The organism is Rhizobium freirei PRF 81, from assembly GCF_000359745.1.
Taxonomy (GTDB): Bacteria; Pseudomonadota; Alphaproteobacteria; order Rhizobiales; family Rhizobiaceae; genus Rhizobium; species Rhizobium freirei.
In genome coordinates this window covers 363,544-390,336 of record NZ_AQHN01000084.1, presented here as the reverse complement: position 1 = coordinate 390,336, position 26,793 = coordinate 363,544, and the positions used below count along the sequence as shown (strand labels likewise).

Sequence of the window (26,793 nt, the reverse complement as noted above, 5' to 3'; positions counted from 1 at the left end):
CTCACTGTACCAGAGGGGTCGCAGCACCCTTAAGCGTGATACCCCGGATGTCGGCACTGCCCACAAGCAGCGAAATATACTGCGCTGTCGCCTGCCGGCGGACATGTTCTTCGAGATATTCGGCGATCTGCGCTCTGACTGCTTCGAACGGCAGGAGCGAACCCTCGATCTTGCGAACGAGGCGAATGAGATGAACCCCATAGCGGCTTTCGACGGGCGCCGATATCTTGCCGACGGCAAGCTCAATCAATGCGGCTTCGAATTCCGGTGTCGTATCTCCCAGGCTGATCTGCCCGAGGCTGCCACCGACCTCGCGGGAGGGACAGTCGGAACAGTCTCTGGCCAATTCGGCAAAGCGCTCCGGCTCGCGTTCCAGAGCGCCAGCAAGGGAGGCCACTCGCTCGCGCGCCTCGGCGAAGGCGTCGGCATCCTGCCGCCGCGCTGCAATCAGGATATGATCCACCTCGAAAAGCGGCGGCGTCACGAAACGCTTGCGGTTATTGTCATAGAAGCGACGCAGCGCCTCCTCGTCTGCCGCAGGCGTCTGCACTTCCCGCTCGAGGAGCGCACGCAGCAGCGCGTCTTCGTCGGTTTCGACGCGCCCCTCGGCATCGGCCTGTGGCTCGATGAGGATGCCCAGGCACCGCGCCTCCTCCAAAAGCAGATGGCGAACGACGAGCGCTCGCGTTGCGGCATGCCACGCAGCACCCGGATTGTCGGCCGGGAAATTCTGCGTCTCGGCAGCGATGTCCTTGCGGGAGATCGGCACGCCATTGACGCTGACCGGCGGCATGATGCCTGCCCCGGCCGCGCGACTTGGCTGGTGATCGTGCCGGTGCTCGTGCTCGTCGAGAGGCTGTGTTGCGGTACGGTCGATGATGATGGAAACCATGGTTCATTCCCCCGGATGGCGGTAGGAACGAGACGGATGGCGCCGTCGATCGAAGCGGCTCCGCACGACCTGATAGCCGGGACGCCCGAGATACCAGATCGGTGCACTCCAGACATGGACCAGGCGGGTAAACGGAAACAGCAGGAAGATCGTCATGCCGAGCAACAGGTGCGTTTTGAAGATGGGATGCACGTCAGCGACGTAGGCAGCGGCAGCCGGCTGCAGCGTCAGAATGCCCTGCGCCCAGTTCATGAACTTTACCATCTCATGACCGTCCATATGGTGGAGCGAGACGGAGATGGTGGAGAGGCCCAGCGTCAGCTGCAGCCATAGAATGAGCAGGATCGCCATGTCCCCGAAGCTCGACGTCGCGCGGATGCGCGGATCGAAGAAGCGGCGATGGGCAAGAAGCGTGATGCCGATGAAGCAGGCGATGCCGGCCACACCACCGACGACGATCGCAAGTCCCTGCTTGAAACCGTGCGGGATCCCAAGCGCGTCGAAAATCGCGATCGGCGTCAGCAGCCCGCCGGCATGGCCGATGAAGATGACCAGAATGCCGATATGAAAGAGATTGGAACCCCAACGCAGCTGCTTGCGGCGCAGCAGCTGCGACGAGCCGGTCTTCCAGGTATATTGCTCGCGATCGAAGCGGATCAGGCTGCCAAGCAGGAAGACGGTGAGGCAGAAATAGGGATACCAGCCGAAGAGTGCGGAATTGATCGTCTCGGACATGATCTTCCTCCTTCAATGAGCGTTGCCGCGCGCATCGCGATGTGCGGCCCGCAGTCGGGTTTGAAGCCGTTCGGTAGAACAGCCATCCATGGCCCCGCTTCCCGGACCGAAGGTGACGGTCGTTTCCTCCCATTCCGCATCAAGCGCGGCGAGATCGCCGGCCTCTCCCTCGGACAGATCCGCTTCGCCGGCCGCATGGAGCGGGACGCCCGCCATGACGCGAATGGCCGTTAACACGGCTGCATAGGGAGAAGCCCTTGAGACCAGGCGCTCTTCAAGCGCACCCAGAATATGGGCCGTCTCGGTTAGGAGGTTGAGCGCCTCGCCAAGCGGCTTCGTCGACAGATATTCGAGGAAGAGCGGCAGATAGTCCGGAAGCTCATTGGCCTGGAGTTCCAATCCGTCCTTCTCATAGAGGGCGGCAAGATCGACCATGGCCTGGCCGCGATCGCGGCTTTCTCCGTGCACATGCTCAAAGAGATGCAGCGAAAGGCGCCGGCTCCTGTCGAAGAGTTCGACATAGCGTTCCTGCAGCTCGAAGAGATCGAGCGATGCAAGATCGTTAAGAAGCGGACGAAGCGCCGATGCGGCGGAAGGCGGTACGAGTTTTTCCGCCGCAATCGCCTCTTCGATCTCCGGCACGGCGGCGCAGAGCTCCTCTGACGGATAGGTCAGGAGTGCGGAGAGTGCGCGGAAGGTAAGAACGGCATGTCTCTCGGTCATTATGCGATCTCCATCGGGTTCTTGGCCTTCTTCTGCGGCTTCGTGCCGAAGAGATTGGTCTCGCTTGAGCCACCGGAACAGCCGTTGCCGAAGGAGAAGCCGCAGGAGCCGCGCAGATCATAGGCGTCCTCGCTCCATTCGCGGTGTGCCGTCGGGATGACGAAGCGGTCTTCGTAGTTGGCAATCGCCATGATCTGGTACATGTCCTCGATATCGGCGCCGGTGAGCCCGACATTCTGGGCAATACGTTCGTCGATGCGGCCGTCGATGGACTTGGCACGCATGTAGCCGCGCATGGCAAGCATGCGCTCCAGCGCCAGTGCCACGGGCTCTTCGTTGCCTGCAGTCAGGAGGTTGGCGAGATATTGAAGCGGAATGCGCAGCGAACGAACGTCCGGCATATCGCCGTTCAGCCCCATCTTGCCCGCGGACGCCGCCGATTGGATCGGCGAAAGCGGCGGCACATACCAGACCATAGGCAAGGTGCGATATTCGGGATGCAGCGGGAAGGCGACCTTCCAGTCCATCGCCATCTTCCAGATCGGCGAAACAACGGCGGCCTCAAGCCATGCCTCCGGCACGCCGTCGGCGCGCGCCTGGGCGATCACCTTCGGATCCTTCGGATCCAGGAAGAGATCGAGCTGGGCCTGGTAGAGATCCTTCTCGTCCGGTGCGCTTGCGGCCGCCTCGATGCGGTCGGCATCGTAAAGCAGCACGCCGAGATAGCGGATACGCCCGACACAGGTTTCCGAGCAGACGGTCGGCTGGCCGGCCTCGATACGAGGATAGCAGAAGATGCACTTTTCCGACTTACCGGACGACCAGTTGTAATAGATCTTCTTGTAAGGGCAGCCGGAAACGCACATGCGCCAGCCGCGGCACTTGTCCTGGTCGATGAGCACGATGCCATCTTCTTCACGCTTGTAGATCGCGCCCGAGGGACAGACGGCAGCACAGGCCGGGTTGAGGCAGTGCTCGCACAGCCGCGGCAGGTACATCATGAAGGTGTTCTCGAACTGGCCGTAGATCTCCTTCTCGATACCCTCGAAGTTCACGTCCTTGGAGCGCTTCTCGAATTCGCCGCCAAGGATTTCCTCCCAGTTCGGGCCCCATTCGATCTTTTCGATGCGCTCGCCTGAAATCAGCGACCGCGGGCGCGCGGTCGGAAAGGCCTTCGATTCCTTTGCGGTGTGCAGATGGTCGTAGTCGAAGGTGAAGGGTTCGTAGTAGTCGTCGATTTCAGGCAGGTCGGGATTGGCGAAGATATTGGCGAGGATGCGCCATTTCGCACCGATCTTCGGCTCGATCTTGCCGTTCCGCTTGCGCCGCCAGCCGCCGTTCCATTTCTCCTGGTTTTCCCATTCGCGGGGATAGCCGACGCCAGGCTTGGTCTCGACATTGTTGAACCAGGCATATTCGACGCCCTCGCGGCTGGTCCAAACGTTCTTACAGGTGACCGAACAGGTATGGCAGCCGATGCATTTATCGAGATTGAGAACCATCGCGATCTGGGCACGGATCTTCATTCTGCAGCCTCCTTCTGAGCATTGGTTGTAAGCGGCTCTTCCAGCCAATCGACCTTGGACATCTTACGCACGACGACGAATTCATCGCGGTTGGAGCCGACGGTGCCGTAGTAGTTGAAGCCATAGGCAAGCTGAGCATAGCCGCCGATCATATGGGTCGGCTTCAGGACCGTGCGGGTCACCGAATTATGAATGCCGCCGCGGTTGCCGGTGAGTTCCGAGCCGGGCGTGTTAATGATCTTCTCCTGGGCGTGATACATCAGTACCATGCCCGGCTTGATGCGCTGCGAAACGACGGCACGGGCCGTCAGCGCGCCATTGGCGTTGAAGACTTCGACCCAGTCGTTGTCGACGATACCTGCCGACTTCGCGTCCGTCTCGGAAACCCAGACGACTGGTCCGCCCCGGTTCAGGGTCAGCATCAGGAGGTTGTCGGTGTAAGTGGAATGGATGCCCCATTTCTGGTGCGGCGTCAGGAAATTGAGGACGATTTCCTTGTTGCCGTTCGGATGGCGATCCTTGACGACGCCGATGGTCTTCAAATCGACCGGCGGTTTCCAGGTAACGAGACCTTCCCCGAAAGCCCGCATCCAAAGATGATCCTGATACAGCTGCTGGCGGCCCGTGAGCGTACGCCAGGGGATCAGCTCATGGACGTTGGTATAGCCGGCATTGTAGCAGACCTTCTCGCTCTCGATGCCCGACCAGGTGGGAGACGAGATGATCTTGCGCGGCTGCGCCTGGATATCGCGATAGCGGATCTTCTCGTCTTCCTTGGGAAGGGCGAGATGCGCATGGTCGCGGCCGGTCGCCTTCGACAGGGCTTCCCAGGCCTTCACCGCCACTTCGCCATTGGTCTCCGGCGCGAGCATCAAGATGACCTCTGCGGCATCGATGTCGGTCTCGATTTTCGCAAGGCTCTTTGCCGCACCGTCCCGATGCACACCGTTCAGCGCTGCAAGCGCTGCCACTTCATGCTCGGTCTTCCAACTGATGCCCTTGCCGCCATTGCCGATCGAGGTCATCAGCGGTCCGAGTGCGGTAAAGCGGGCATGGATGTTCGGATAGTCACGCTCGACGACTGCGACTGACGGCATGCTGCGGCCAGGAATCGGCTCGATCTCGCCACGTTTCCAATCCTTGACGTCGAAGGGTTGCGCCAGTTCTCCGGCGCTGTCGTGTTGAATCGGCGTCAGTACGACGTCCTGTTCGACACCAAGTACTTCCGGGGCGACCCGCGAAAAGGCTTCGGCGATACCCTTATAGATGTCCCAATCGGAGCGTGCTTCCCAGGCCGGATCGACTGCCGCCGACAGCGGATGGATGAAGGGATGCATGTCCGAGGTGTTGAGGTCGTTCTTCTCGTACCAGGTGGCAGTCGGCAAGACGATGTCGGAGTAGACGCATGTGGTCGACATGCGGAAATCCAGCGTCACCAGCAGGTCGAGCTTGCCGCGCGGTGCCTCGTCGTGCCAGACGACTTCCTTGTTGCGGACAGCCCCTTCCGGTCCGAGATCCTTGCCCATAACGCCGTTTTCGGTGCCGAGCAGATGCTTCAGGAAGTATTCGTGCCCCTTGCCGGAGGAGCCGAGCAGGTTCGAACGCCAGACGAACATGTTGCGCGGCCAGTTGGCCGGATCATCCGGATCTTCGCACGAAAGCTCTAGCTCGCCGGATTTCAGGGCCTTCGCGACATAATCCTTCGCCTCCAGGCCGGCCGCCTTCGCTTTTTCCGCAATCGAGAGCGGATTGACCTTCAATTGCGGGGCCGACGGCAGCCAGCCCATGCGCTCGGCGCGGACGTTGTAGTCGATGAAACTGCTTTCCCAATCGCCTTCCGGCGCCGTCGGCGACAGGATTTCGGCCGCCGTCAGCGTCTCGTAGCGCCACTGATCGGTATGCGCATAGAAGAACGACGTCGAGTTTTGGTGGCGCGGCGGACGGGACCAGTCGAGCCCGAAGGCAAGCGGCGTCCAGCCGGTCTGCGGCCGCAGTTTCTCCTGCCCGACATAATGAGACCAGCCGCCGCCGGACTGACCGATCGCGCCGCAGAAGACAAGGAGATTGATCACGCCGCGGTAATTCATGTCCATGTTGTACCAATGGTTCATGCCGGCGCCGATGATGATCATCGAGCGGCCATTGGTCTTCTCGGCATTGGTTGCGAATTCACGGGCAACTGTAATGATCGCATCGCGCTTGACGCCGGTGATGTGCTCCGCCCAGGCGGGCGTAAAGGGCACATTCTCGTCGTAATCGCGAGCAACATTCGCGCCGCCGAAGCCGCGATCGAGACCGTAATTCGCCATCATCAGATCATAGACGGTCGCGACCTTGATGGGCGCGCCATCGGTCCCGGCGATTGTCCGGACAGGGACATTGCGGGTGAGGATTTCGCCATGTTCGGTCGCCACGAAATGCTCCGTGGCCCGGCCGCCGAAATAGGGAAAATCGACTGCCTCGATCGCAGCGCCCTCACCCGCAAGCGAGAGCTTGAGAGACGTGTTGCGGCCGTGGCCGTCCTTCTCCTCAAGATTCCACTTGGCCGTTTCTCCCCAGCGATAACCGACGGATCCAAGAGGAGCGACCAGCTCGCCCGTCTTCTCATCGATCGCGACCGTCTTCCATTCCGGATTGTTGGCTTCACCGAGCGCGCCTTCCAGTTCCGAAGCCCTGAGCAGGCGTTCGGGAACCAGCCGACCGTCGCGCTCCACAAGCCGCACGAGGAACGGCATATCGGTATAGCGGCGGGTATAATCCTCGAAATAGGGAACCGACCGCTCGAGGTAATATTCGCGCAGGATCACATGGCCCATGGCAAGCGCCAGCGCCGCATCCGTTCCCTGCTTCGGGTTCAGCCAGATATCGGCGAATTTCGTCGCCTCGGCATAGTCGGGACTGACGACGGCGCTCTTGGTGCCCTTGTAGCGGACTTCGGTGTAGAAATGCGCATCCGGCGTACGCGTCTGCGGCACGTTCGAGCCCCAGACGACGATAAAGCCGGCATTGTACCAGTCAGCGCTTTCCGGCACATCGGTCTGCTCGCCCCAGGTTTGCGGGCTTGCCGGCGGCAGATCGCAATACCAATCGTAAAAGGACATGCATACGCCGCCGATGAGCGAGAGATAACGCGCGCCCGCCGCATAGGAGACCATCGACATCGCCGGGATCGGCGAGAAGCCGATGACGCGGTCCGGGCCATGCGCCTTGATCGTATAGGCATTGGCCGCAGCAACGATTTCCGTCACCTCGTCCCAATTTGCCCGCACGAAGCCGCCATGGCCGCGAATGGAGATGTAGGACTTGCGCTTTTCGGCATCCTCGACGATCGACGCCCAGGCGGCGACCGGCAACATGGTTTGCCGCGCCTTGCGCCAGAGCTTCAGGAGCCGCCCCCGGATCATCGGATATTTCACGCGCGCGCCGGAATAGAGATACCAGCTATAGGAGGCGCCCCGCGAACAGCCGCGCGGTTCATGGTTCGGCAGGTCCGGCCGCGTACGCGGATAGTCCGTCTGCTGCGTCTCCCAGGTGACGATGCCGCCCTTCACATAGATCTTCCACGAGCAGGAACCCGTACAGTTCACGCCATGGGTCGAGCGGACGATCTTGTCGTGCTGCCAGCGTTTGCGGTAACCGTCCTCCCAGGAGCGATCCTCGCTGGTGACGATGCCGTGGCCGTTGGAAAACTGGCCGACATTCTTTCGAAAGAAGGTGAGCCGGTCGAGGAAATGGGACATGTGGTTCTCCTGGTCTTACTCGGCCGCCGCGGCCTTGCCGGTGGTATTTCGCTTGTTGCGCTCGACGTCGTAGAGAAGGCTGCCCTTGCGGGTATAGGCGGCCCATGTGAGGACGAGGCAGGTCACGTAGAAGATAAGGAAGGCCCAGATTGCCGCCTGCGGCCCGCCCGTGAAGGTGATCGACAGCCCGTAACCCATCGGAATGAAGAAGGCGCCGAAGGCAGCGATGGCCGAGGTAAAGCCGGTGATCGCAGCGGATTCCTTTCCCGCCTCCAGGCGACGGGCTTCGGGCGTCGCGTCCGGCATCAGCCGGATCATTTCCTTGCCCATGATCGCCGGGATCATCTGGAAGGTCGAAGCATTGCCGACGCCGGTTGCGAAGAAGAGCACGAGGAAGGAGATGAAGAAGCCCCAGAAGGCGCCCGGTTGATCCTTGGCCGCGATGAACCAGAGGACGCCGCCGGCACCGGCCATCATCAGTACGAAGACCCAGAAGGTGACCCGCGCGCCGCCGAAGCGGTCGGCAAGCCAGCCGGTTCCCGAGCGGGAAAGTGCGCCGACCAGCGGACCAAGGAAGGCGAACTGCAGCGCGTTGACATCGGGAAACAGCGTCTTGGCAAGCAGCGGAAAGCCCGCCGAATAGCCGATGAAGGAGCCGAAGGTTCCGGTGTAGAGCCAGCACATGATCCAATTGTGCCGACGCTGGAAGATGACCGCCTGCTCGGCGAACGAGGCCTTTGCCGAAGCGATGTCGTTCATCCCGAACCAGGAGGCAAAAGCCGAGATCGCGATGAAGGGCACGAAGAAGAAGCCGGCATTCTGCAGCCAGAGCGGTGCGCTGCCGGTCGCTGCTTTCGTCATCACCGGATCGCCGCCGAGCCAGCCGAAGATGCCGGCGGTGATGACCAGCGGAACGACGAACTGGACGACGCTGACGCCGAGGTTGCCGAGACCGGCATTGAGGGCGAGCGCATTGCCCTTTTCCGACTTTGGAAAGAAGAAGGAAATATTGGACATCGACGAGGCGAAGTTGCCGCCGCCGAAGCCGCAAAGCAGGGCAAGAAGAAGGAAGACGATATAGGGCGTATTCGGATTCTGCACCGCAAAACCGATGCCGACGGCAGGAATGATCAGTGACCAGGTCGTGAGCGTCGTCCATAGACGGCCGCCGAAAATCGGCACCATGAAGGAATAGAAAATCCGGAAGGTCGCGCCGGAAATACCGGGAAGAGCCGCCAGCCAGAAGAGCTGATCGGTGGTGAACGTGTAGCCGACGAGCGGCAGCTTCGCGACGACCACGGACCAGACCTGCCAGATGGCGAAGGAAAGAAGAAGCGCCGGAATCGAAAGCCAGAGATTGCGCCGCGCGATGCGCCTGCCCTTTTCCGTCCAGAAGGCCGGATCTTCCGGACGCCAGTCTGTGAGCACGGTATCGCTGCGGCGAGGCTCGACCTTCGGCGCCGGCATGCCCTGCATTTCCGGGAAGGGCGGCAGCGCGTCGAGGGTCTTTTCCACCGCACCACGCTCCATCTGACGGATGGCCATATGCATCCAGACGAGGGCGGCCGAAACCAGCAGGAACAGCGCCATGAAGCAGCTGGTCCAGAGGCCGGTGAGGTCAAGCAGGACACCGAAGAGGATCGGGAGCAGGAAACCGCCGAAGCCACCGATCATCCCGACCAGCCCGCCGACGGCACCGACATGATCCGGATAATAGGCCGGAATGTGCTTGTAGACAGCAGCCTTGCCCAGCGCCATGAAGAAGCCGAGAACAAAGAGGACGACGGTAAAGCCTACCAGGCCCATCTCAAGGTGGAAGGTGGCTGGGCCGTTGAGTGTTTTGACCGCGTAGTCGGTCGGCGGATAGGCGAGGATGAAGGTGGCGACGATGGAAACCAGGAACGTCCAGTAGAGCACGCGCCGCGCGCCATAGACATCCGACAGATGGCCGCCATAGGCGCGGAAAAGGCTGGCTGGCACGGAGAAGAAGGCCGCGATCATGCCGGCGGTGCGAATATCGAGCCCGTAGACATTGATCAGATATTGCGGCAGCCATAATGCAAGGGCGACAAAGGCGCCGAAAACAACGAAATAGTAGAGCGAGAACCGCCAGACCTGCACATTCTTCAGCGGTTCAAGCTCGAGCCATGCGCTCTTTGGCCTTTGACCGGTGCGGCGGCGTTCGGCATGGATGGGATCGTCTTCCGTCATGAACCAGAAGAGGATGGCCGTGACCACCAGGCCCGCCGCCCAGATCTCCGCAACCGCATGCCAGCCCCAGGCCACCAGGACCAGCGGCGCGAGAAACTTGGTGACGGCCGAGCCGACATTGCCGGCCCCGAAGATTCCGAGCGCCGTGCCCTGTTTGCCGGGTGGATACCACCGCGATACATAGGCAACCCCGACGGCAAACGAGCCGCCGGCGATGCCGACCCCGAGAGCCGCGAGAAGCATTTGCGGATATGTATGCGCATAGGTCAGCAGAAATGTTGCCGCGGCAGCGGCAAACATGGTCCCGACGAGCACGATGCGCCCGCCATAAAGATCGGTCCAGATTCCGAGTATGACGCGGATCAACGAGCCGGTAAGAATAGGCGTGCCGACCAGAAGGCCGAATTCGGTCTCGGTGAGCCCAAGCTCGTCTCGAATTCGAATACCGATGATGGCGAAAATGGTCCAGGCTGCAAAACATATCGTAAAAGCAATCGTACTTGCGGTAAGGGCAGTACGCTGTGCCTTGTGATCAATCTCATCGAGAGCAGGCATGACGATATTCCGTTCGTGACAAAGAACGAGTCCCTCTTTGGCCTCGAAATCGGAATAACTGCGAATGCGGGATGCGACTTTGATTTCCGTCAAATGGAGGAGCCGATGCAAAGTATTTTTAAATAATACCGAATACGCCGCAGAGGAAATTCGAGTAAAAGCGTCTAAATTGACTTATTTATACTTATAGATTGATAAATGTCGTGTCTTGAATATAAACTTGTCATCTATCTAAAGGAGGTCACATATGCGATCCGACAGTGCCGCGAAGATTCGGAATCTGGACCTCTTCGCAGGCATGCACGACGACGCGTTCGACACGCTTGTCCACGGCAGTTTCCTGCAACGTTTTCCCCAGGGCGTTACGCTCGTTCGTGAGAGCGACCCAGCTGATTTTCTCTACGTCGTCGTCGACGGATTGGTGGAAATGTATGCCGGAACCGGTGCGAGGGAGACGACGTTGGACATCGTGGCACCCGTTGGCGTCTTCATCCTTGCGGCCGTACTCAACGATGAGATCTGCCTTCAATCGGCACGAACGCTGGAACCGTCCAATATTCTGATGATTCCCGCGGCCAGGATCCGTCAGGCCATGCAAAGCGATGCTGCTTTTGCCCGTGCGACGGTGATCGAACTCGCCGCCAGTTATCGTCGAACGATTAAGGACTTGAAAGACCAGAAATTGCGTACTGGCGCCGAGCGCTTGGCGAACTGGCTCTTGCGAACCGAAACAGAACAAGGAGGCCAAGGGTCGGTCGAAATTCGTGTGGAGAAGCGAATTCTTGCCTCCCGGCTAGGGATGACGCCAGAAAATTTGTCGCGAGCGTTTTCCGCCTTGAAGGCATACGGTGTCAAAGTCAGAGGATCGCGCATCAGCATTTTGGACCCCGCCAGCTTAACCGGCTTTGCAAAGCCAAACACGCTGATCGATACTCCTGAGAAGAAAACCGCACTGCGCAGCAATTAGTTCTTCCGGCGGAACTTGATTGCTGCCTTCGGCGGGCGCGACATGATCGCTCGATATGAGGAATCCGCGAATTGCAGGGTCGTTGCCGAAAGCACGATAGGCCTCCAGTCTCACCGGCCTTCTCGATAGCAGCGTTCCAAATCAGGTGCACACTTATGATCCAATAGAACGAATCAACCGCTTCATGGATCGCGTAAAACCCACCCTTCGTCGCCCATACCATCGCAGCGTTTTGCTCGGCCCCTTGACCGGCGTCGATTGACCGACCTGCCGTTTGCCAATGAACGCGCTTGAAGGGATGTGAAGGCGCGACCCATCGGTGTCAGATCGCCAAGCCTCGAAAATGCACGATAATGTCCTTTACCGTGCATAGAAACGACAAGAAGATGACTTTCATCCGCCACTGCACATCATCGTCGGTCGCGCCCTCGATGACCCGTGGCCGGACACGCCGGCCTGCCCGCCGGAATCGTTGGAAATCATCATTACCGAGATGTCGAAGGATTCCTGGGCGACGGCGGGCAGGCTGAAATCGGATAGCTGAACCAGTCCGGTTTCATGATTACGGCCTGGCGGTCCCTGTCGGATCTTCAGGCCTCGTTCGGCATCAAGCTCTGGCGTCCCCATGCTTCGGCCCAATCCATCAGCCGCGCCATCTCCTGCTTGAGAGCGTGGGAACGGACGATATCGGCAGCGTGGTTCAGATTGGTGCGCGGATTGTAAAATGCGCCGATCTCTTCGCCGCTCTCCTGCCTTGCCGCCTCCAGGCGGGACTTCACTTCCTCTACTTCGGCCTTCACCGCAAAGTACCGCTTCATGACCTCGACAAGGTCACGGTCGCTGGCATTGGTCTCCATGCGTGCTCCATCTCACTCATTTTAGCGTTTCGCAATGATCCGATTCGGTTGGCGAAATCTAGACGGAGTGGCGGACCGACACAGATGTCCGGTACTCAGAGGGGGGTAATTGACGTTTCCATGTCGCATTGGAACTACGACCAGTTTTCCTTGACGGACTGCATCACCACATTGGTCGATGTGCTTGCAACGAAGGGCAGGCTGGAGATCTTCTCGCCGAGAACGATGCGATAACGGCGAATATCCGACGTCCGCACCTTGAGGAGATAGTCGAAGCGGCCGGCGATCATGTGGCACTCTTCGATTTCCTTGATTTTCTTGATGGCATTGTTGAAGCTGAGCAAAGCCTCCTCGCGCGTGTCGGTCAGCTTCACTTCGGCAAAGGCGACATGATCGAGGCCGAGCTTGATCGGATTGAGCACCGCCTTGAAGCCATCGATGTAACCGGAATCGATCAATTTCTTCAGCCGCGCCTGGCACGGCGTCTTGGAAAGACCGACCCGTTCGGACAGCTCCGTGATCGACATGCGGCCATCTTCGACCAGCGCGTCGAGGATCTTTTGGTCGAATTGGTCAATTTCACTGGATTTGGTCATTCTTATAGGCATTCCTATTTGAAATACGGGCCATTGAAGTCCAATATGACTAGAAAGCCGCAATTTCAAGGCGGAATGCCTTTCGGGAATGAAGTATGTTCGCACCGAAGCAACGGGAGGGCCAAGCAGGGCGAAATCGCTCGCTCCTGCCTGGTTATCGGGTCCCTTGCACCTTGAGGTTATCATGACTGCCATTGTCGCACACGCCGCAGAAGAACCATCGTCAGACGCCGCCCCATTCTCGCAGTTTGCCCCGCCGATCCAGCCTCAAAGCGCACTTCGCAGGGCAATCACTGCCGCCTACAGGCGTCCCGAGACCGAATGCCTCCCCATGCTGGTCGAGGCCGCCACCCTGCCGGAGCCGGTTCGTGAGGCTGCGAAGAAGACGGCCAAGACGCTGATCGAGGCGTTGCGCGCCAAGCACAAGGGCGACGGCGTCGAAGGGCTGGTGCAGGAATACTCGCTTTCGAGCCAGGAAGGCGTCGCCCTGATGTGCCTTGCCGAGGCATTGTTGCGCATTCCCGATACAGCAACACGTGATGCGCTGATCCGCGACAAGATCGCCGGCGGCGACTGGAAATCGCATCTGGGCGGCGGCCGCTCGATGTTCGTCAATGCCGCGACGTGGGGCTTGGTCGTCACCGGCAAGCTGACATCGACCGTCAACGAAAGCGGCCTTTCCGCCTCGCTGACGCGACTGATCGCCCGCTGCGGCGAGCCCGTCATCCGGCGCGGCGTCGATATGGCCATGCGCATGATGGGCGAGCAATTCGTCACCGGCGAGACGATCGACGAGGCACTGAAGCGCGCCCGCTCGCTCGAGGCGAAGGGCTTCCGCTATTCCTACGACATGCTCGGCGAAGCGGCGACGACGCATGCCGATGCCGAACGCTACTATCGCGACTACGAGACCGCCATCCATGCGATCGGCAAGGCGTCTGCCGGCCGCGGCATCTATGAAGGCCCTGGCATCTCCATCAAGCTCTCCGCGCTGCATCCCCGCTATTCGCGATCGCAGGTCGACCGCGTCATGGGCGAGCTTCTGCCGAAGGTGAAGGCGCTCGCGCTGATTTCCAAGCAATATAATATCGGCCTCAACATCGATGCCGAAGAGGCCGACCGGCTGGAACTGTCGCTCGACCTGCTGGAAGCGCTTTGCCTCGATCCGCAGCTTGCGGGCTGGGATGGCATCGGCTTCGTCGTACAGGCCTATGGCAAGCGCTGCCCCTTCGTCCTCGATTTCATCATCGATCTTGCCCGCCGCTCCGGGCATCGTCTGATGGTCCGCCTCGTCAAGGGCGCCTATTGGGACGCCGAGATCAAGCGCGCGCAGCTGGACGGCCTCGAAGGCTTCCCGGTTTACACCCGCAAGATCTACACCGATGTCTCCTATGTCTCCTGCGCCAGGAAGCTGCTCTCGGCAACCGACGTCGTCTTCCCGCAATTTGCCACCCACAACGCCCAGACGCTGGCGACGATCTATCAGATGGCCGGAAGCGATTTTTCGGTTGGCAAGTATGAGTTCCAATGCCTGCACGGTATGGGCGAGCCGCTCTATGAGGAAGTCGTCGGCGCCGAAAACCTCGGTCGCCCCTGCCGCATCTATGCGCCGGTCGGCACGCATGAAACGCTGCTCGCTTATCTCGTCCGCCGCCTGCTGGAGAACGGCGCCAACTCCTCCTTCGTCAACAAGATTGCCGATCCTGCCGTTCCCGTCTCCGAACTGATCGCCGACCCTGTCGAGCGCGTGCGCGCCATGCCGATCATGGGCGCGCAGCACGACAAGATCGTCCTTCCCGCCGATCTGTTCGAAGGCGCCCGGGCGAATTCTTCCGGCATCGACCTGTCGAACGAAATGGCGCTCTCCGACCTCGCCGGGCAGCTTCATGCGTCCGCCGCCAAGACGTGGGTCGCCAAGCCGCTACTCGCCGATGGCTCCGAACGCGGCGAGACGCGCCCGATCCTTAATCCCGCCGATCATTCCGATGTCGTCGGCCAGGTTGCCGAGCTCGCCCCCGATGACGCAGCCGAAGTGATGCGCCTTGCCGCCGCGGGTGCCGCGCAATGGGCTGCGGTCAGCCCGGATGCGCGCGCAGCTATATTGGAGCGCGCCGCCGAAATGATGCAGGGCGAGATGCCTCTGCTCGTCGGCTTGACGATCCGCGAGGCGGGCAAATCGGCTGCCAATGCCGTCGGCGAAGTCCGCGAAGCCATCGACTTCCTTCGCTATTACGCCGCCCAGGCGCGCAAGGTGCTGGCGCCCGAAAGCGTGCCGCTTGGCCCGATCGTCTGCATCAGCCCATGGAACTTCCCACTGGCAATCTTCACGGGTCAGGTTGCCGCCGCGCTGGTCGCCGGCAATCCCGTCGTCGCCAAGCCGGCCGGCAACACGCCGCTGATTGCTGCCCAGGGTATCCGCATCCTGCATGAAGCCGGGATTCCGCGTGAAGTACTGCAGTTCGCGCCGGGCAGCGGCAGGATGGGTTCTGCCTTGGTCGGTGCGCCTGAAACGGCCGGTGTCATGTTCACCGGCTCGACGGAAGTCGCACGCCTGATCCAGGCGCAGCTTTCCGAAAAACTGTCGAAATTCGGCAAACCAATCCCGCTGATTGCCGAAACCGGCGGCCAGAACGGCATGATCGTCGACTCCTCGGCCCTCGCCGAGCAGGTCGTCGGCGACGTCATCGCTTCCGCCTTCGACAGTGCCGGCCAGCGCTGCTCGGCACTGCGCGTGCTGTGCCTGCAGGAAGAAGTGGCGGATCGTACCCTGACCATGCTGCGCGGTGCGCTTCGCGAACTGTCGGTCGGCCGCACCGACAAGCTTGCGATCGATATCGGCCCCGTCATCGACGAAAGCGCCAAGCGCGGCATCGACGAGCACATCGAACGCATGCGCAAGCTCGGCTGCCCCGTCGAACAGCTCGACCTCCCCGCGAGCGCTGCAAAGGGCACATTCGTCGCCCCGACCATCATCGAGCTGAAGAAGCTGAGCGATCTCAAGCGCGAGGTGTTCGGACCCGTGCTCCATATCATCCGCTACAAGCGCAAGGGGCTCGACAAGCTGATCGACGACGTCAACGCATCCGGCTATGGCCTGACCTTCGGCCTGCACACCCGGCTTGACGACACGATCGCCCATGTCACCGGACGCGTGAAGGCGGGCAATCTCTATGTCAACCGCAACATCATCGGCGCCGTTGTCGGCGTTCAGCCGTTCGGTGGCCGCGGCCTTTCCGGCACCGGCCCCAAGGCAGGCGGTCCGATGTATCTGCGCCGCCTCGTCGTCTCCTCGACCGAACCGTTGCGCGACGCGAGCGTCCAGACCGATCCGGCTGCGCAGCAGTATCTCACCTGGCTCGACAGCAACGGTGCTGCCGGGGCTGCCAAGCAGGCCAAGGCGCTTGCCGGCCAGTCGTCCCTGGGCTTCAACGTCGAACTCCCAGGCCCGGTCGGTGAGCTGAACCTCTATGCGCTGCATCCGCGTGGGCGGATCCTGCTCGTCCCGCAGACCGCACTTGGCCTGCAGGTCCAGATCGCGGCCGCACTCGCAACAGGCAATTCGATCACCATCGACGCAGCTTCCGGCTTGCAGAGCGAGCTTCGGAATTTGCCGGCGGCAGTTGCCGCCCGCATCTCCTGGTCGAAGGATTGGGCAGTCGATGGACCATTTGCCGGCGCCCTCATCGAAGGGGATGCCGAGCGGGTCAAGCAGACCATCAAGACGATCGCCGCACTTCCCGGCCCGCTGGTCCTCACCCAAGCCGCCTCAAGCGATGAGATAGCCAACAAGGCCGATGCCTATTGCCTGAACTGGCTGCTGGAAGAAGTGACGACTTCGATCAACACGGCGGCTGCCGGCGGCAATGCCAGCCTGATGACGATCGGATAACGTCGGTTGCAAAGCTGAGAATCTGCCGGCCGGGCGAATACCGCCAGGTCGGCAGCATGTTATGTTGCGTCGATGATCGCACGGAACCTTCGACTTCAAAGCCCGACTAAAAATCCCATGGTGAAACGAGTTCAAGGCTTGCCGTCTGAAAATCAGACAGATTGCGCGTTGCCAGGCGGCCACCATTTACGCGCGCAATCGCCGCGATCATGCCATCCTGTGCCGACATCGGCCGCCCCTGTCGTTTCGAGCTGCCCATGATCTCGCCATAAGCCAAGGCAGCCTCCTCGGTCAGACCGAAAATTCGATCTGAAAATCGGCGGCGCCATTCCGACAGCCTTTGCTCCAGTTGTGCCGCACGCTGATCAGGTAAAATCTTATGGATACCGAAGGCGATTTCGCCGATCACGACAGTGGAAAGTGCGATCTCTGCATCATATCGGCCAAGCCAAGAAATCACTGCCGCATCCGGCAGCTTTCGGAATGTCTCCGAGATGACATTGGTATCGAGGAATATCACAGATCTATTCCGGGATTAGCCCGCCGCCCTTCCCGAATGACCGCCTCCAAATCAATGTCTTCTCCATCGGTCATGGCCATACGGGCATAGAAAGACGACGCGGGTTCGCGGCCGGCCTCGCGGATCTCGTAGGATTCCAGCGCACGTTCCACAATATCGGCAATGGTGCGGTTTTCGCGCCGGGCAAGCCGATGGGCAAGATCCCGCGCCTTGGCGCTACGAACGGATAGTTGAGGTTCAGCCATATCGATCTCCAGTCTAGTCAATATAAGCGCACCGGATTTAGCCATCAAGATGGCGGCTGATGGCTGGATGGCTAAGTAATACGAGGCGTCACGCCGCCTTGCTGATGCGCACCGGAATGGACTTATAGGAAGGCGTGCCGCTTTCCTTGTCCTGATAATCGATTGGGATCAGGCAATTGGCTTCGGGATAATAAGCCGCAACCGAGCCCTCCGAAATATCGTAGGAAATCGCCGTCAGCTGCAGCAGCCGCTTAGCCCCGGAGGGCAACGCCGTTTCGATCTCGATGAGATCGCCATGCTCCAAACCATTGGCGCGCAGGTCCTTGTCGTTCATGAACAGCACGTCGCGACGGCCAAAGACGCCGCGATAGCGGTCGTCCAAACCGTAGATCGTCGTATTGTACTGATCGTGGCTGCGGATCGTCGCAAGCTTGAGGATGCTGCTATCCGAAAGCAGGATATCCTCGTTAAGCCCGGAAAACAGCTTGAATTCGGCCTTGCCCGAGGGCGTATTCCAGAGACGTTCCGTCGGCCCAAGCGGCAGACGAAAGCCTCCAGGTACGCGGATGCGTTCGTTATAATTCGCAAAATCGGGATAGACGATTTCGATCTTGTCGCGGATCAGATCATAATCGGTCACGAGTTCCATCCATGAAACCTTGCTATCGGGCAAACTGGCCTGCGCCATGGCGGCGACGACGGCCGGCTCCGAACGCAATTCGTCCGAGGCCGGCTTCAGGCGGCCGCGCGAGGCGTGCACCATCGACATCGAATCCTCGATCGTCACCGACTGCGCACCGGTTGCCTGAACGTCCTGTTCGGTGCGGCCGAGCACGGGGAACAGGAAGGACTCCTTACCAACAAGCAGATTGGAGCGGTTGAGCTTGGTATTCATGTGGACGGCGAGATCGAGCTGGCGCATGCCCTCGGCACACAATTCCGGATCGGGAAGCGCGATCGAGAAATTACCGCCGAGGCAGATCAACACCTTGGAGCGCCCCGCCGCCATCGCCTGCATCGCGGCGACGGCATCATGACCATGATGGGCGGGAGACTTGAAACCGAAGGCGCGCTCGACGCCCTCGATCAGCGCGGCATTCGGCTTCTCGGTGATCCCGACGGTGCGGTTGCCCTGCACATTGGAGTGACCGCGCAGCGGGCAGATGCCGGCGCCGGGCTTGCCGAAATTGCCGCGCAGCAGCAGCAGATTGGCGATCTGCTGCACATTGGCCGTCCCCATGGCGTGCTGGGTGATGCCCATGCCATAGGCAACGATCGTCGCCTTGGATTTGGCATAGATCACAGCAACCCGCTCCAGATCGGCCCGGGCAAGGCCCGAAACCCGCTCGATGTCGGCCCATGCGGTCTGATTGATGTCGTGGACCAAAGCATCGAAGCCAGTGGTGTGTTCTGCAATGAAGGCATGATCGAGCACATCGTCCGAGGTCTCGGCAAGCGCCAGAACACCTTTCATGATCCCCTTGAGCGCCGCCGCATCGCCACCGATCTTGACCTGATAGTAGGAGGAGGCAATCCGGGTCGATCCGAAGGTTCCCATTTCGATCGGGTCCTGCGGATCGGCGAAACGCTCGAGCGCCCGCTCCTTCAGGGGATTGAAGACGATGATCGGCACGCCGCGGCGCGAGCATTCGTGCAGCGTGCCCATCATGCGCGGATGATTGGTGCCGGGGTTGTGCCCCATGGAAATGATCAGATCGCATTCGTCGAAATCGTCGAGCGATACCGTGCCCTTGCCGATGCCGATCGATTGCGGCAGGCCGACGCTGGTCGCCTCGTGGCACATGTTCGAGCAATCGGGGAAATTGTTGGTGCCGTATTCGCGCGCGAAGATCTGGAAGAGGAACGCAGCTTCGTTAGAGGCTCGACCCGACGTATAGAACTCGACCATATTCGGATCGGGCATGCTGCGCATGACCTCGCCGATGCGGGCAAAGGCGTCCTCCCAGGCAACGGGTCGATAGGTGTCGGTTGCGTGGTCAAAAACCATCGGATGGGTCAGCCGGCCTGAGTTCTCCAGCTCGTAATCGCTCCATGTCAGCAGCTCGCTGACCGTATGTTCGGCGAAGAATTCCGGCGTTACGCGCTTGTTCGTCGCCTCCCATGTGACCGCCTTGGCGCCGTTTTCGCAGAATTGGAAGGTGGAAGTGTGCTCCTTGTCGGGCCACGCGCAGCCGGGGCAATCGAAGCCGGTCGGCTTGTTGGTGCGGAAAAGAAGGCCGGGCGCCTCGGTAATGTCCATCTGCTCGCGCACCGCATTGGCAGTGGCCTTCAACGCTCCCCAGCCGCCGGCGGGGCTGTTGTAGGGACGGATACCAGGGACTTCACGCTTTTGCGCCATCATACGCTCCTGTGTTTATCCAACGGCCTGTTCCTAACGATTAGGCGCGCCGCAGAAGGGAGTAAAGCACAATCCACCGGCGGCCGGCGGGACGGTCCCTACACGGCGCCGACATATCTTCAATCAGCCTGGAAGATCGGCAAGCCTCAATTCTTGAACACCAGGCAGGTGCCGCCCTGCCGCCGGATCTGGGTGCAAACGGCGTCGGCCTCGGCGCGCGTCTGCCGGCCGATACGGGCCGCAAAGCGGATGCGCCGGCCGAAATCGGCATTGCGCTGGCGCACGATCAAAGGCTTTTCCGCATTCAAGGGAGAGGGCAGCTTCTGGACATTGCTTGCAAACAGACGGCGAGCGGCATCGACCTGGAAATGCTCGGCCAATTGCGCCCCCCAGGGCGCCCAAGGCCGCTCCTGTTCGAAGGGTATCGGCTTCAACCGCCGGCTTTCGGCAAGAGCGACACAGGATGGAATGAAAGGCTTGTTCTTATCCAGGGCAGGCGCGGCAAGATCGGGCGGCCCATCCCGCCATTCCTCGACCGTATGCGCAGTGATCGCACTGACGTAGCTGCGCGTCTCATAGGGAAGATCGCCGGAATTCAGGAAGTTCGCCAAGCCGCCTTCGCCGGCATTATAGGCGGCGGCGGCCAGTCCCAGATTGCCGAAGCGATTACGCAACTCGTCGAGGTAGGTCGCCGCCTTGCCGAGCGCTTCAAGCGCATCATAGCTGTCGCGAACACCGCGCAGCCGTGCCGTCCCAGGCATGAACTGCGCAATGCCGCGCGCGCCCTTGGGGCTAACGGCATCAGAGCGAAACGTACTCTCGCGCCAGACCAGCCTTGCCAGATAATCCGGCGGCAGATGATTGGCGCGGGCGAAATAGTCGATGGCCGCGCAAAGATCGCGGTTATAGCTTTCCTTGCGAAGGCAGAGAGTTTGACCCATGTCCGTGATCATGGGGCCGGAAATGCAGACCGACGGCGCAGCGCTCCATTCCGGCTGCGCATTTGCCGGGCGAAAGGCCGAAACCGTAACAACGCACAAAGTGACCAAGGCAACAACGCCTGTCCAATGCCGCTTGCCTGCCATCCGCGCGATACCCGTTGAAGATCGTCCGATCGCAAAGTTGCGATCTCTTCATAGCATCGTTGGACTGCGGCGAGAACCTATGACGGCGTGATGCGCCTATCATATGGCCGCCCGTCTATTCGGCAAGGCGTCCGCCACACATAGGCGCCGGCGCACCTGTTGTGCCAGGGAAGCTGATCGGCAAGCCCCGCAGCACCCGGACGGCCAGGAACGCAAAGCACTCCGCTTCGACGGCATCGCCGCGCCAGCCCAGAGTTTCGGCAAAGATCGGCTCGACGCCGGCGCGGCTCTGCAGCATTGACATGATCGTCGGATTGTGGCGGCCGCCGCCACTGACGACGACCTTCTTCGGCCGGCGCGGCAACAGATCGAGTGCCTTGCCGACGGCGCTTGCCGTGAAGGCCGAAAGCGTCGCGGCACCGTCTTCCGGGCTGAGGCCATCGGCCATCGAGGCGCCGAAATCGAAACGATCCAGCGACTTCGGATAGGGGGCCGTCATATAGGGATGCTGCAGTAGCCGCGCGAGCCTCGCCTCGTCGACCGTACCGGCACGGCCAAGCGCGCCGTCGCGATCCATTTCGCCGAGACCACGGGACTTGATGAAGTCGTTGAGCGGCGCATTGGCCGGTCCGGTATCGAAAGCAACGAAATTGCCCTCGCCATCCCACCAGGTGATATTGGCAACGCCGCCGAGATTGAGGATGGCGGTCTCGCCGGCAGCACCCGCGCCGCGCAGCAGGGCGGTATGATAGGCGGCTGCGAGCGGCGCGCCCTGCCCGCCGACGCGCATATCCGCCGAGCGGAAGTCATAGGCAACCTTGGTGCCGAGGATGGAGTGCATCAACTCTCCATCGCCGAGCTGACGCGTCTGTCCCAGCCTATCCTTTTGCGGCGCCCGATGCAGTACCGTTTGCCCATGAAAGCCAACGACGCCGATGTCGGCCATGGTCATCCCCTTGCTTTCCACCAGCTCTCTCACGGCCTCCGACTGAGCCCTCGTCAGAGCCTCTTCCGCCTCTTTGAAGATCGCGGGCTCAGGGCCTTCAAAATTCCACACCCGCGCCTGCCGCAGCGTCTCTTCCAGCAGCGTCCTGATCCAGCCGGGATAGGGAGCGAGCACATAGGGGCCGAATTCCTCGATCCGCTCGCCGTCCGTCTTCAGCATGGCGACATCGATATTGCCGTCGAGGACGGTTCCGGTCATCAGACCGACTGCCCAGATTGGTTCCATGGTCAGCTCCTATGCTGCGTTGACGAGATCGCTGATGGTCTGGCGAAGAGTAAGGATACCGCTGTCGAAATGGCGTGTCGGATGAATGCGGTTGGTGAGCAGGGTCCAGGCCCTGCCCTTGTCGAAGTCGATCCATAGAGCGGTGCCGGTAAATCCGGTATGGCCGATGGTTCCGGGCGAACACAGGGCACCGCCATGCCAGCCGTCGAAGGGCCGCTCCCAGCCATGCGTGCGTGTGGCGGAAAGCGGTGTCCGCATCAGCGCGATCGAATGCGCCGATACCCCGGTGCCATCGAGCAGGCCTTTGGCGAAATCGAGAACAGCCGCCGCCGTTCCGAAAAGCCCGGCATGGCCGGCGCCCTGCAATGCCGAGCAATTGTCGTCATGAACTTCGCCCGACAGGATGCGATGGCGCCAAGTGCAGTCCTCGGTCGCTGCTGCCTGATCGGGCGCGGCGGAAAAGGCAAAGCCCGGGCCGGGGTCCATGGCGCGGATCTTCTGCCCGCTCAGGCGCTCAAGTGCAAAGCCCAGCAGGATGAAGTTGATGTCGGAATAGACCGGCGGACCGGACCGCCACTCGCGCTGCAGGATGAAGGTGCGCAGGAGATCCGGGTCGCGGCCATAAGTGTAGATCGGCTCGACCGCCGGAAAAGGTGTCTGATGCCCGAGGCATTGGCGAAAGGTCACCTTTCGCTCCCACGCCTCGGCACTGTATTGGCGAAGATCAGGCAGAAGCGTCGTCAATGGCGCGTCAAGATCGATGGTGCCGGCCTCTGCCAGCGCCAGGATGCGCGGCGTGGTGAAAATGACCTTGGTGAGAGATGCCAGATCGAACCAGGTGTCGACCTCCATCGGCCTGACGTTTGGGATCTTCTGCGCCGAACCGATGGCGCGCACGAGCCGGTTGCCGCCGAGATCGACCATGCCGAGGACGCCGCCTGGAATACGGGCCGACGTCACCGCCTGTTCGAGCGGTGTAAAGGCCCGATCAAACCGTTCTTCAAATTGCATGTGCCCCCCAGCCATATCTCACTCCTCGCCGGTCGCTCAGGCTTCGGCCAGAGCCACGTGATCCGGCGCGAACCGGCGCCATTCCGGCGCTGCCGGCTCGAAGCCGATCGGCCGTACGAGTGAAGGAACCTGACGCGTGTCGAGCGCGAAGTTTTCCTTGCGCCGCGCAACCGTCGGCACCGCCGAAATCAGCCGTCTGGTATAGGAATGCTTGGGCTCCGACAAGACCGAGGCGGCATCGCCGATCTCAACAATCTGCCCGGCATAGATCACGGCGATACGATGGGCGATCCGCTCCACGACGGCCATGTCATGCGAGATGAAGAGATAGGCGAGCCCATATTCGCGCTGAAGCTCGATCAGCAATTCCAGAACCTGCGCCTGAACGGAAACGTCGAGCGCGGACACCGCTTCGTCAAGCACCAGCACGGACGGGTTCAGCATCAGCGCACGCGCGATGCAAAGCCGCTGACGTTGGCCGCCTGAAAATTCGTGTGGGTAGCGCTCCAGGGCGTTTTCCGGCAATCCCACGCGCTTCAAAAGCATCAGCATACGCTCGCGCATCTGTGCCGAAACGCGCGCGCCCGATGCGATCACCGGTTCGGCGAGGATGCTGTCGACGCGAAGGCGCGGATTAAGCGAGGCATAGGGGTTTTGGAAAACCATCTGCACGGCACTGGTACGATCGGCAGCCTTGCCGGCATTGGTCGTAAACGTGCCTCGGGTCGACTTGACCAGCCCGAGGATCGCCCGCGCGGTGGTGGATTTGCCCGAGCCGCTCTCGCCGACGATCGCCAGCGTCTCGCCGGGCATCAAGTCGAAGCCGACGCCTTCGACAGCATGGACCGCACCGGTCGCGCGGCGCAGGAAGCTGCCCTTGACCGGAAAGCGCACGGTCAAGCCATCCACCTTCAACGCCGGATTGGCCTGCGTCTCGGCACGCTGGAAATCCGTGCGTGCGGCCTGTCCGGATGCGAAATGCGGGACGGAATGCAAGAGATGCTGGGTGTAGGGATGCGTTGGCTGATCAAGGATCTGATTGAGTTCGCCTTGCTCGACCGCCTGGCCGGCCTGCATCACCATGACCTTGTCGGCAATGCCGGCGACAAGACCGATGTCGTGCGTGATAAAGATCATCGACATGCCGGTCTCACGCTTCAGCTCGGCGAGCAGCGCCATGATCTGCGCCTGCACGGTAACATCGAGCGCCGTCGTCGGCTCGTCGGCGATCAGCAGGCGAGGATTGCAGGCAAGAGCGGTCGCGATCATCACACGCTGAAGCATGCCGCCGGAAAGCTGGTTCGGGCAATAGGTGAGACGGCGCGCAGCATCGGGAATGCGCACACGATCCAAGGCATCCTTGGCCGCCGCCTTTGCCTGGCGTCCCGTCAGGCCACGATGCAGCCTGAACGACTCCTCGATCTGCGTGCCGATGGTCAGGACCGGATTGAGGGACGTCATCGGCTCCTGGAAGATCATGCCGATCTCGGCGCCACGGATCTTCGTCAGCTCCGCTTCGCTTGCCTTGGTGAGATCCAGAATGCTGTTGTCGGCGCGCTTTAGCAGGATCGACCCGCCGGTGATGCGGCCGCCGCCAAAATCGACGAGGCGATTGATCGAGAGCGCGGTAACGGATTTGCCCGAACCGCTCTCACCGACGATCGCCAGCGTCTCGCCGGCTTCGAGATCGAAACTGACGCCGCGAACGATAGGGTTTGCATCGGGATTGCGCCCGAAGCCGACACGAAGATCGGAAACCGAGAGAAGCGGTGTCATACCGTGGACCTCCGCATCTTCGGATCGAGAATATCGCGCAGGGCATCGCCCAGCAGGTTGAAGCCGAGAATAGAGATCATGATGGTCACGCCGGGGAAGATCAGCAGCCAGGGCGCTGTCTCCATGAGATTGCGGCTGTCGCTCAGCATCAGGCCCAATGAGGAGGCAGGCGGCTGCGTGCCCAAACCGAGGAAGCTCAGACCCGCCTCCGTCAGCAGCGACCAGGCGAGCGCCAAAGTCACCTGCACCGTCAAAGGCGCGACGAGATTGAGCAGCAGATGCCGCGTCAGGATATAGGAGCGGCTGCTGCCGAACGTGCGGGCGGCATCGACGAAATCGCGTCCCTTCAGGGAAAGAGCCGGGCCGCGCACGACACGGGTGAAGATCGGCGTATAGACGATCGCGATCGCAGCGACGCTGGTCCAGGTGCCGGGGCCGACGATGGCGATGATCAGCAATGCAAGCAGGATTGCCGGGAAAGCCAGCAGCACATCCATCGTGCGCATGACCACACCGTCCCAGCGCTTGCCCGACCAGGCGGCGGTCAGGCCAAGCAAGGTGCCGATCAAGGTCGCAACGGTGACGGAAAAGAAAGCGACGGTGAAGGATTCGCCGATGCCATGCATCAGACGGCTCGCGACATCGCGGCCGAAGAGATCGGTGCCCATCCAATAGGTGAGGCTCGGGGCGTGCAGACGGTCGATGCGGTTTTGCGTCAGGGGATCATGCGGGGTCACACCCAGCGTACCGAGAATGGCAAGCAGAACGTAGATAAGGACGATGACGCCGCCGATCCGGCCGCTCACATGTCCGAAAATAGCCTTGACGATCCGCATCAGCCTTCTCCCAGACGGACGCGCGGATCGAGCGCGACATAAGCGAGATCGACGAGCAGGTTGACGATCATGAAGTTGAAGGCAATGAACAGGACGCTGCCCTGCACCAGCGCATAATCGCGCTGCAGGATGGCATCGAGCACCATGCGCCCGAGCCCCGGCAGCGCATAGATCTGCTCGACCAGCACCGCACCGCCGAGCAGATAGCCGAATTCGACGCCACTCAGCGTCACCACCGGGATCAATGCATTTGGCAAGGCATGCCGCCAGATGACGCCGCGTGCCGGCACACCGCGACTGCGGGCGGTGCGGACATAGTCATCGCTCAGGACATCGAGCATGGCGGAGCGGACGACACGCGTCACGGAGGCGGCAAAGGCAAAGCCAAGCGTCAGTGCCGGCAGGATCATCTGGCCGAGATTTTCGAGCGGATTCTGCCAGATGGGCGTGAAAGCACCCATGGTCGGCAACACGCCGAAACCGGCCGACAGAGCGTAGATCAGCAGAAGACCGAGCACGAAATTCGGCGTGGATTGCCCGATCATGGCGACGATGCGCACGGCAAGATCGGACAGTTTTTCGTTTCGCGTGGCGGCAAAGACGCCCGCCGGCAAGCCGATGGCGAGCGCGATCACCATGGAGAGCAATGCAAGTTCAAGCGTCAGTGGAAAGCGCTCGAGGATCATGTCGAGCACCGGCTTGCCATAGGTAACGGATATGCCGAGATTGCCTTGGAATACCCCCAGCAACCAGTGCCAGTATTGGATAGGCCAGGACTGATCGATGCCGAAATAGGCAGCAAGGGCCTGCCGCTGCTCCGGCGTCAAAAGACCTGCGTTCGTTCCGAGCATCGCCGTGATCGCATCGCCCGGCACCAGCCGGATGGCGACGAAGACGAAGATGGACACGCCCAGCATGATCAGCGGGAATGTCATCAGCCGACGCGTCAGATATGACATTGCAATTCCTCTAGAGCAATTCCAGCAAAAGCGCGAAGCGGCTTTGCGGCTGGATTGCATGAAAACAAAGAGATAGAGCA

Annotated in this window: 19 protein-coding genes; 2 read left to right on the top strand and 17 right to left on the bottom strand. The window is 61.0% G+C overall.

Features of this window, described 5'->3' with window-relative positions; all coding sequences use genetic code 11:
* Position 1: 1 nt before the first annotated feature.
* From RHSP_RS25185 to RHSP_RS25160, 6 genes are read right to left on the bottom strand one after another with little or no spacing between them, the layout of a single operon-like run.
* Positions 2-892: a peptidylprolyl isomerase gene (locus RHSP_RS25185; RefSeq protein WP_037154375.1), complete on the bottom strand. Its 891-nt coding sequence runs from the start codon at positions 890-892 to the stop codon at positions 2-4.
* Positions 893-895: 3 nt separating this feature from the next.
* Complete coding sequence (gene narI / locus RHSP_RS25180; RefSeq protein ID WP_037154372.1) at positions 896-1,627, bottom strand: respiratory nitrate reductase subunit gamma; 732 nt, start codon at positions 1,625-1,627, stop codon at positions 896-898.
* A 12-nt stretch (positions 1,628-1,639) separates the two neighbouring features.
* Entirely contained in the window at positions 1,640-2,350 is a 711-nt protein-coding gene (gene narJ / locus RHSP_RS25175; RefSeq protein WP_004125125.1) for a nitrate reductase molybdenum cofactor assembly chaperone, read from the bottom strand.
* Entirely contained in the window at positions 2,350-3,876 is a 1,527-nt protein-coding gene (narH, locus tag RHSP_RS25170) for a nitrate reductase subunit beta (protein WP_004125122.1), read from the bottom strand. The genes narJ and narH overlap by 1 nt, the downstream gene beginning before the upstream one ends.
* A complete protein-coding gene (locus RHSP_RS25165) occupies positions 3,873-7,616 on the bottom strand; it encodes a nitrate reductase subunit alpha (RefSeq protein ID WP_004125119.1) in 3,744 nt (1,247 codons plus the stop codon). The genes narH and RHSP_RS25165 overlap by 4 nt, the downstream gene beginning before the upstream one ends.
* Positions 7,617-7,631: 15 nt before the next feature.
* On the bottom strand, positions 7,632-10,382 hold the full coding sequence (locus RHSP_RS25160) for a nitrate/nitrite transporter (RefSeq protein WP_037154592.1): 2,751 nt from the start codon (positions 10,380-10,382) through the stop codon (positions 7,632-7,634).
* Positions 10,383-10,629: 247 nt separating this feature from the next.
* On the opposite strand from RHSP_RS25160, the gene RHSP_RS25155 reads away from it, so the two are divergent.
* A complete protein-coding gene (locus RHSP_RS25155; RefSeq protein ID WP_004125101.1) occupies positions 10,630-11,349 on the top strand; it encodes a helix-turn-helix domain-containing protein in 720 nt (239 codons plus the stop codon).
* A gap of 590 nt (positions 11,350-11,939) precedes the next feature.
* On the opposite strand, the gene RHSP_RS25145 is transcribed toward RHSP_RS25155, so the two are convergent.
* Complete coding sequence (locus RHSP_RS25145) at positions 11,940-12,206, bottom strand: hypothetical protein (RefSeq protein WP_004125093.1); 267 nt, start codon at positions 12,204-12,206, stop codon at positions 11,940-11,942.
* Between the two features lie 134 nt (positions 12,207-12,340).
* Positions 12,341-12,802, bottom strand: a complete 462-nt coding sequence (locus RHSP_RS25140; protein ID WP_004125091.1) for an Lrp/AsnC family transcriptional regulator — start codon at positions 12,800-12,802, stop codon at positions 12,341-12,343.
* A gap of 184 nt (positions 12,803-12,986) precedes the next feature.
* Between RHSP_RS25140 and putA the strand changes: the two genes are divergently transcribed.
* Positions 12,987-16,691: a trifunctional transcriptional regulator/proline dehydrogenase/L-glutamate gamma-semialdehyde dehydrogenase gene (gene putA / locus RHSP_RS25135; RefSeq protein ID WP_037154364.1), complete on the top strand. Its 3,705-nt coding sequence runs from the start codon at positions 12,987-12,989 to the stop codon at positions 16,689-16,691.
* A gap of 106 nt (positions 16,692-16,797) precedes the next feature.
* Here putA and RHSP_RS25130 read toward each other — a convergent pair whose 3' ends face one another.
* From RHSP_RS25130 to RHSP_RS25090, 9 genes are all read right to left on the bottom strand, one after another.
* On the bottom strand, positions 16,798-17,211 hold the full coding sequence (locus RHSP_RS25130) for a type II toxin-antitoxin system VapC family toxin (RefSeq protein WP_004125086.1): 414 nt from the start codon (positions 17,209-17,211) through the stop codon (positions 16,798-16,800).
* Entirely contained in the window at positions 17,208-17,456 is a 249-nt protein-coding gene (locus RHSP_RS25125) for a hypothetical protein (RefSeq protein ID WP_004125085.1), read from the bottom strand. Before RHSP_RS25125 ends, RHSP_RS25130 begins: the two co-directional genes overlap by 4 nt.
* 88 nt (positions 17,457-17,544) lie before the next feature.
* Positions 17,545-19,815 (bottom strand): FdhF/YdeP family oxidoreductase, encoded by a 2,271-nt coding sequence (locus tag RHSP_RS25120; RefSeq protein WP_004125083.1) that lies wholly within the window; start codon positions 19,813-19,815, stop codon positions 17,545-17,547.
* A gap of 146 nt (positions 19,816-19,961) precedes the next feature.
* Complete coding sequence (locus RHSP_RS25115) at positions 19,962-20,900, bottom strand: lytic transglycosylase domain-containing protein (protein ID WP_037154360.1); 939 nt, start codon at positions 20,898-20,900, stop codon at positions 19,962-19,964.
* Positions 20,901-21,015: 115 nt separating this feature from the next.
* Positions 21,016-22,131, bottom strand: coding sequence for an anhydro-N-acetylmuramic acid kinase (locus tag RHSP_RS25110; RefSeq protein ID WP_004125079.1), 1,116 nt, complete (start codon positions 22,129-22,131; stop codon positions 21,016-21,018).
* 9 nt (positions 22,132-22,140) lie between these two features.
* Positions 22,141-23,157 carry a serine hydrolase domain-containing protein gene (locus RHSP_RS25105; RefSeq protein WP_004125075.1) on the bottom strand — a complete coding sequence of 339 codons (1,017 nt, stop codon included), beginning with the start codon at positions 23,155-23,157 and terminating at the stop codon, positions 22,141-22,143.
* Positions 23,158-23,178: 21 nt separating this feature from the next.
* A complete protein-coding gene (locus RHSP_RS25100; protein ID WP_037154357.1) occupies positions 23,179-24,918 on the bottom strand; it encodes an ABC transporter ATP-binding protein in 1,740 nt (579 codons plus the stop codon).
* Positions 24,915-25,754: an ABC transporter permease gene (locus tag RHSP_RS25095; RefSeq protein WP_004125070.1), complete on the bottom strand. Its 840-nt coding sequence runs from the start codon at positions 25,752-25,754 to the stop codon at positions 24,915-24,917. The genes RHSP_RS25100 and RHSP_RS25095 overlap by 4 nt, the downstream gene beginning before the upstream one ends.
* Positions 25,754-26,713: an ABC transporter permease gene (locus tag RHSP_RS25090; protein WP_004125067.1), complete on the bottom strand. Its 960-nt coding sequence runs from the start codon at positions 26,711-26,713 to the stop codon at positions 25,754-25,756. The genes RHSP_RS25095 and RHSP_RS25090 overlap by 1 nt, the downstream gene beginning before the upstream one ends.
* Positions 26,714-26,793 lie beyond the last annotated feature (80 nt).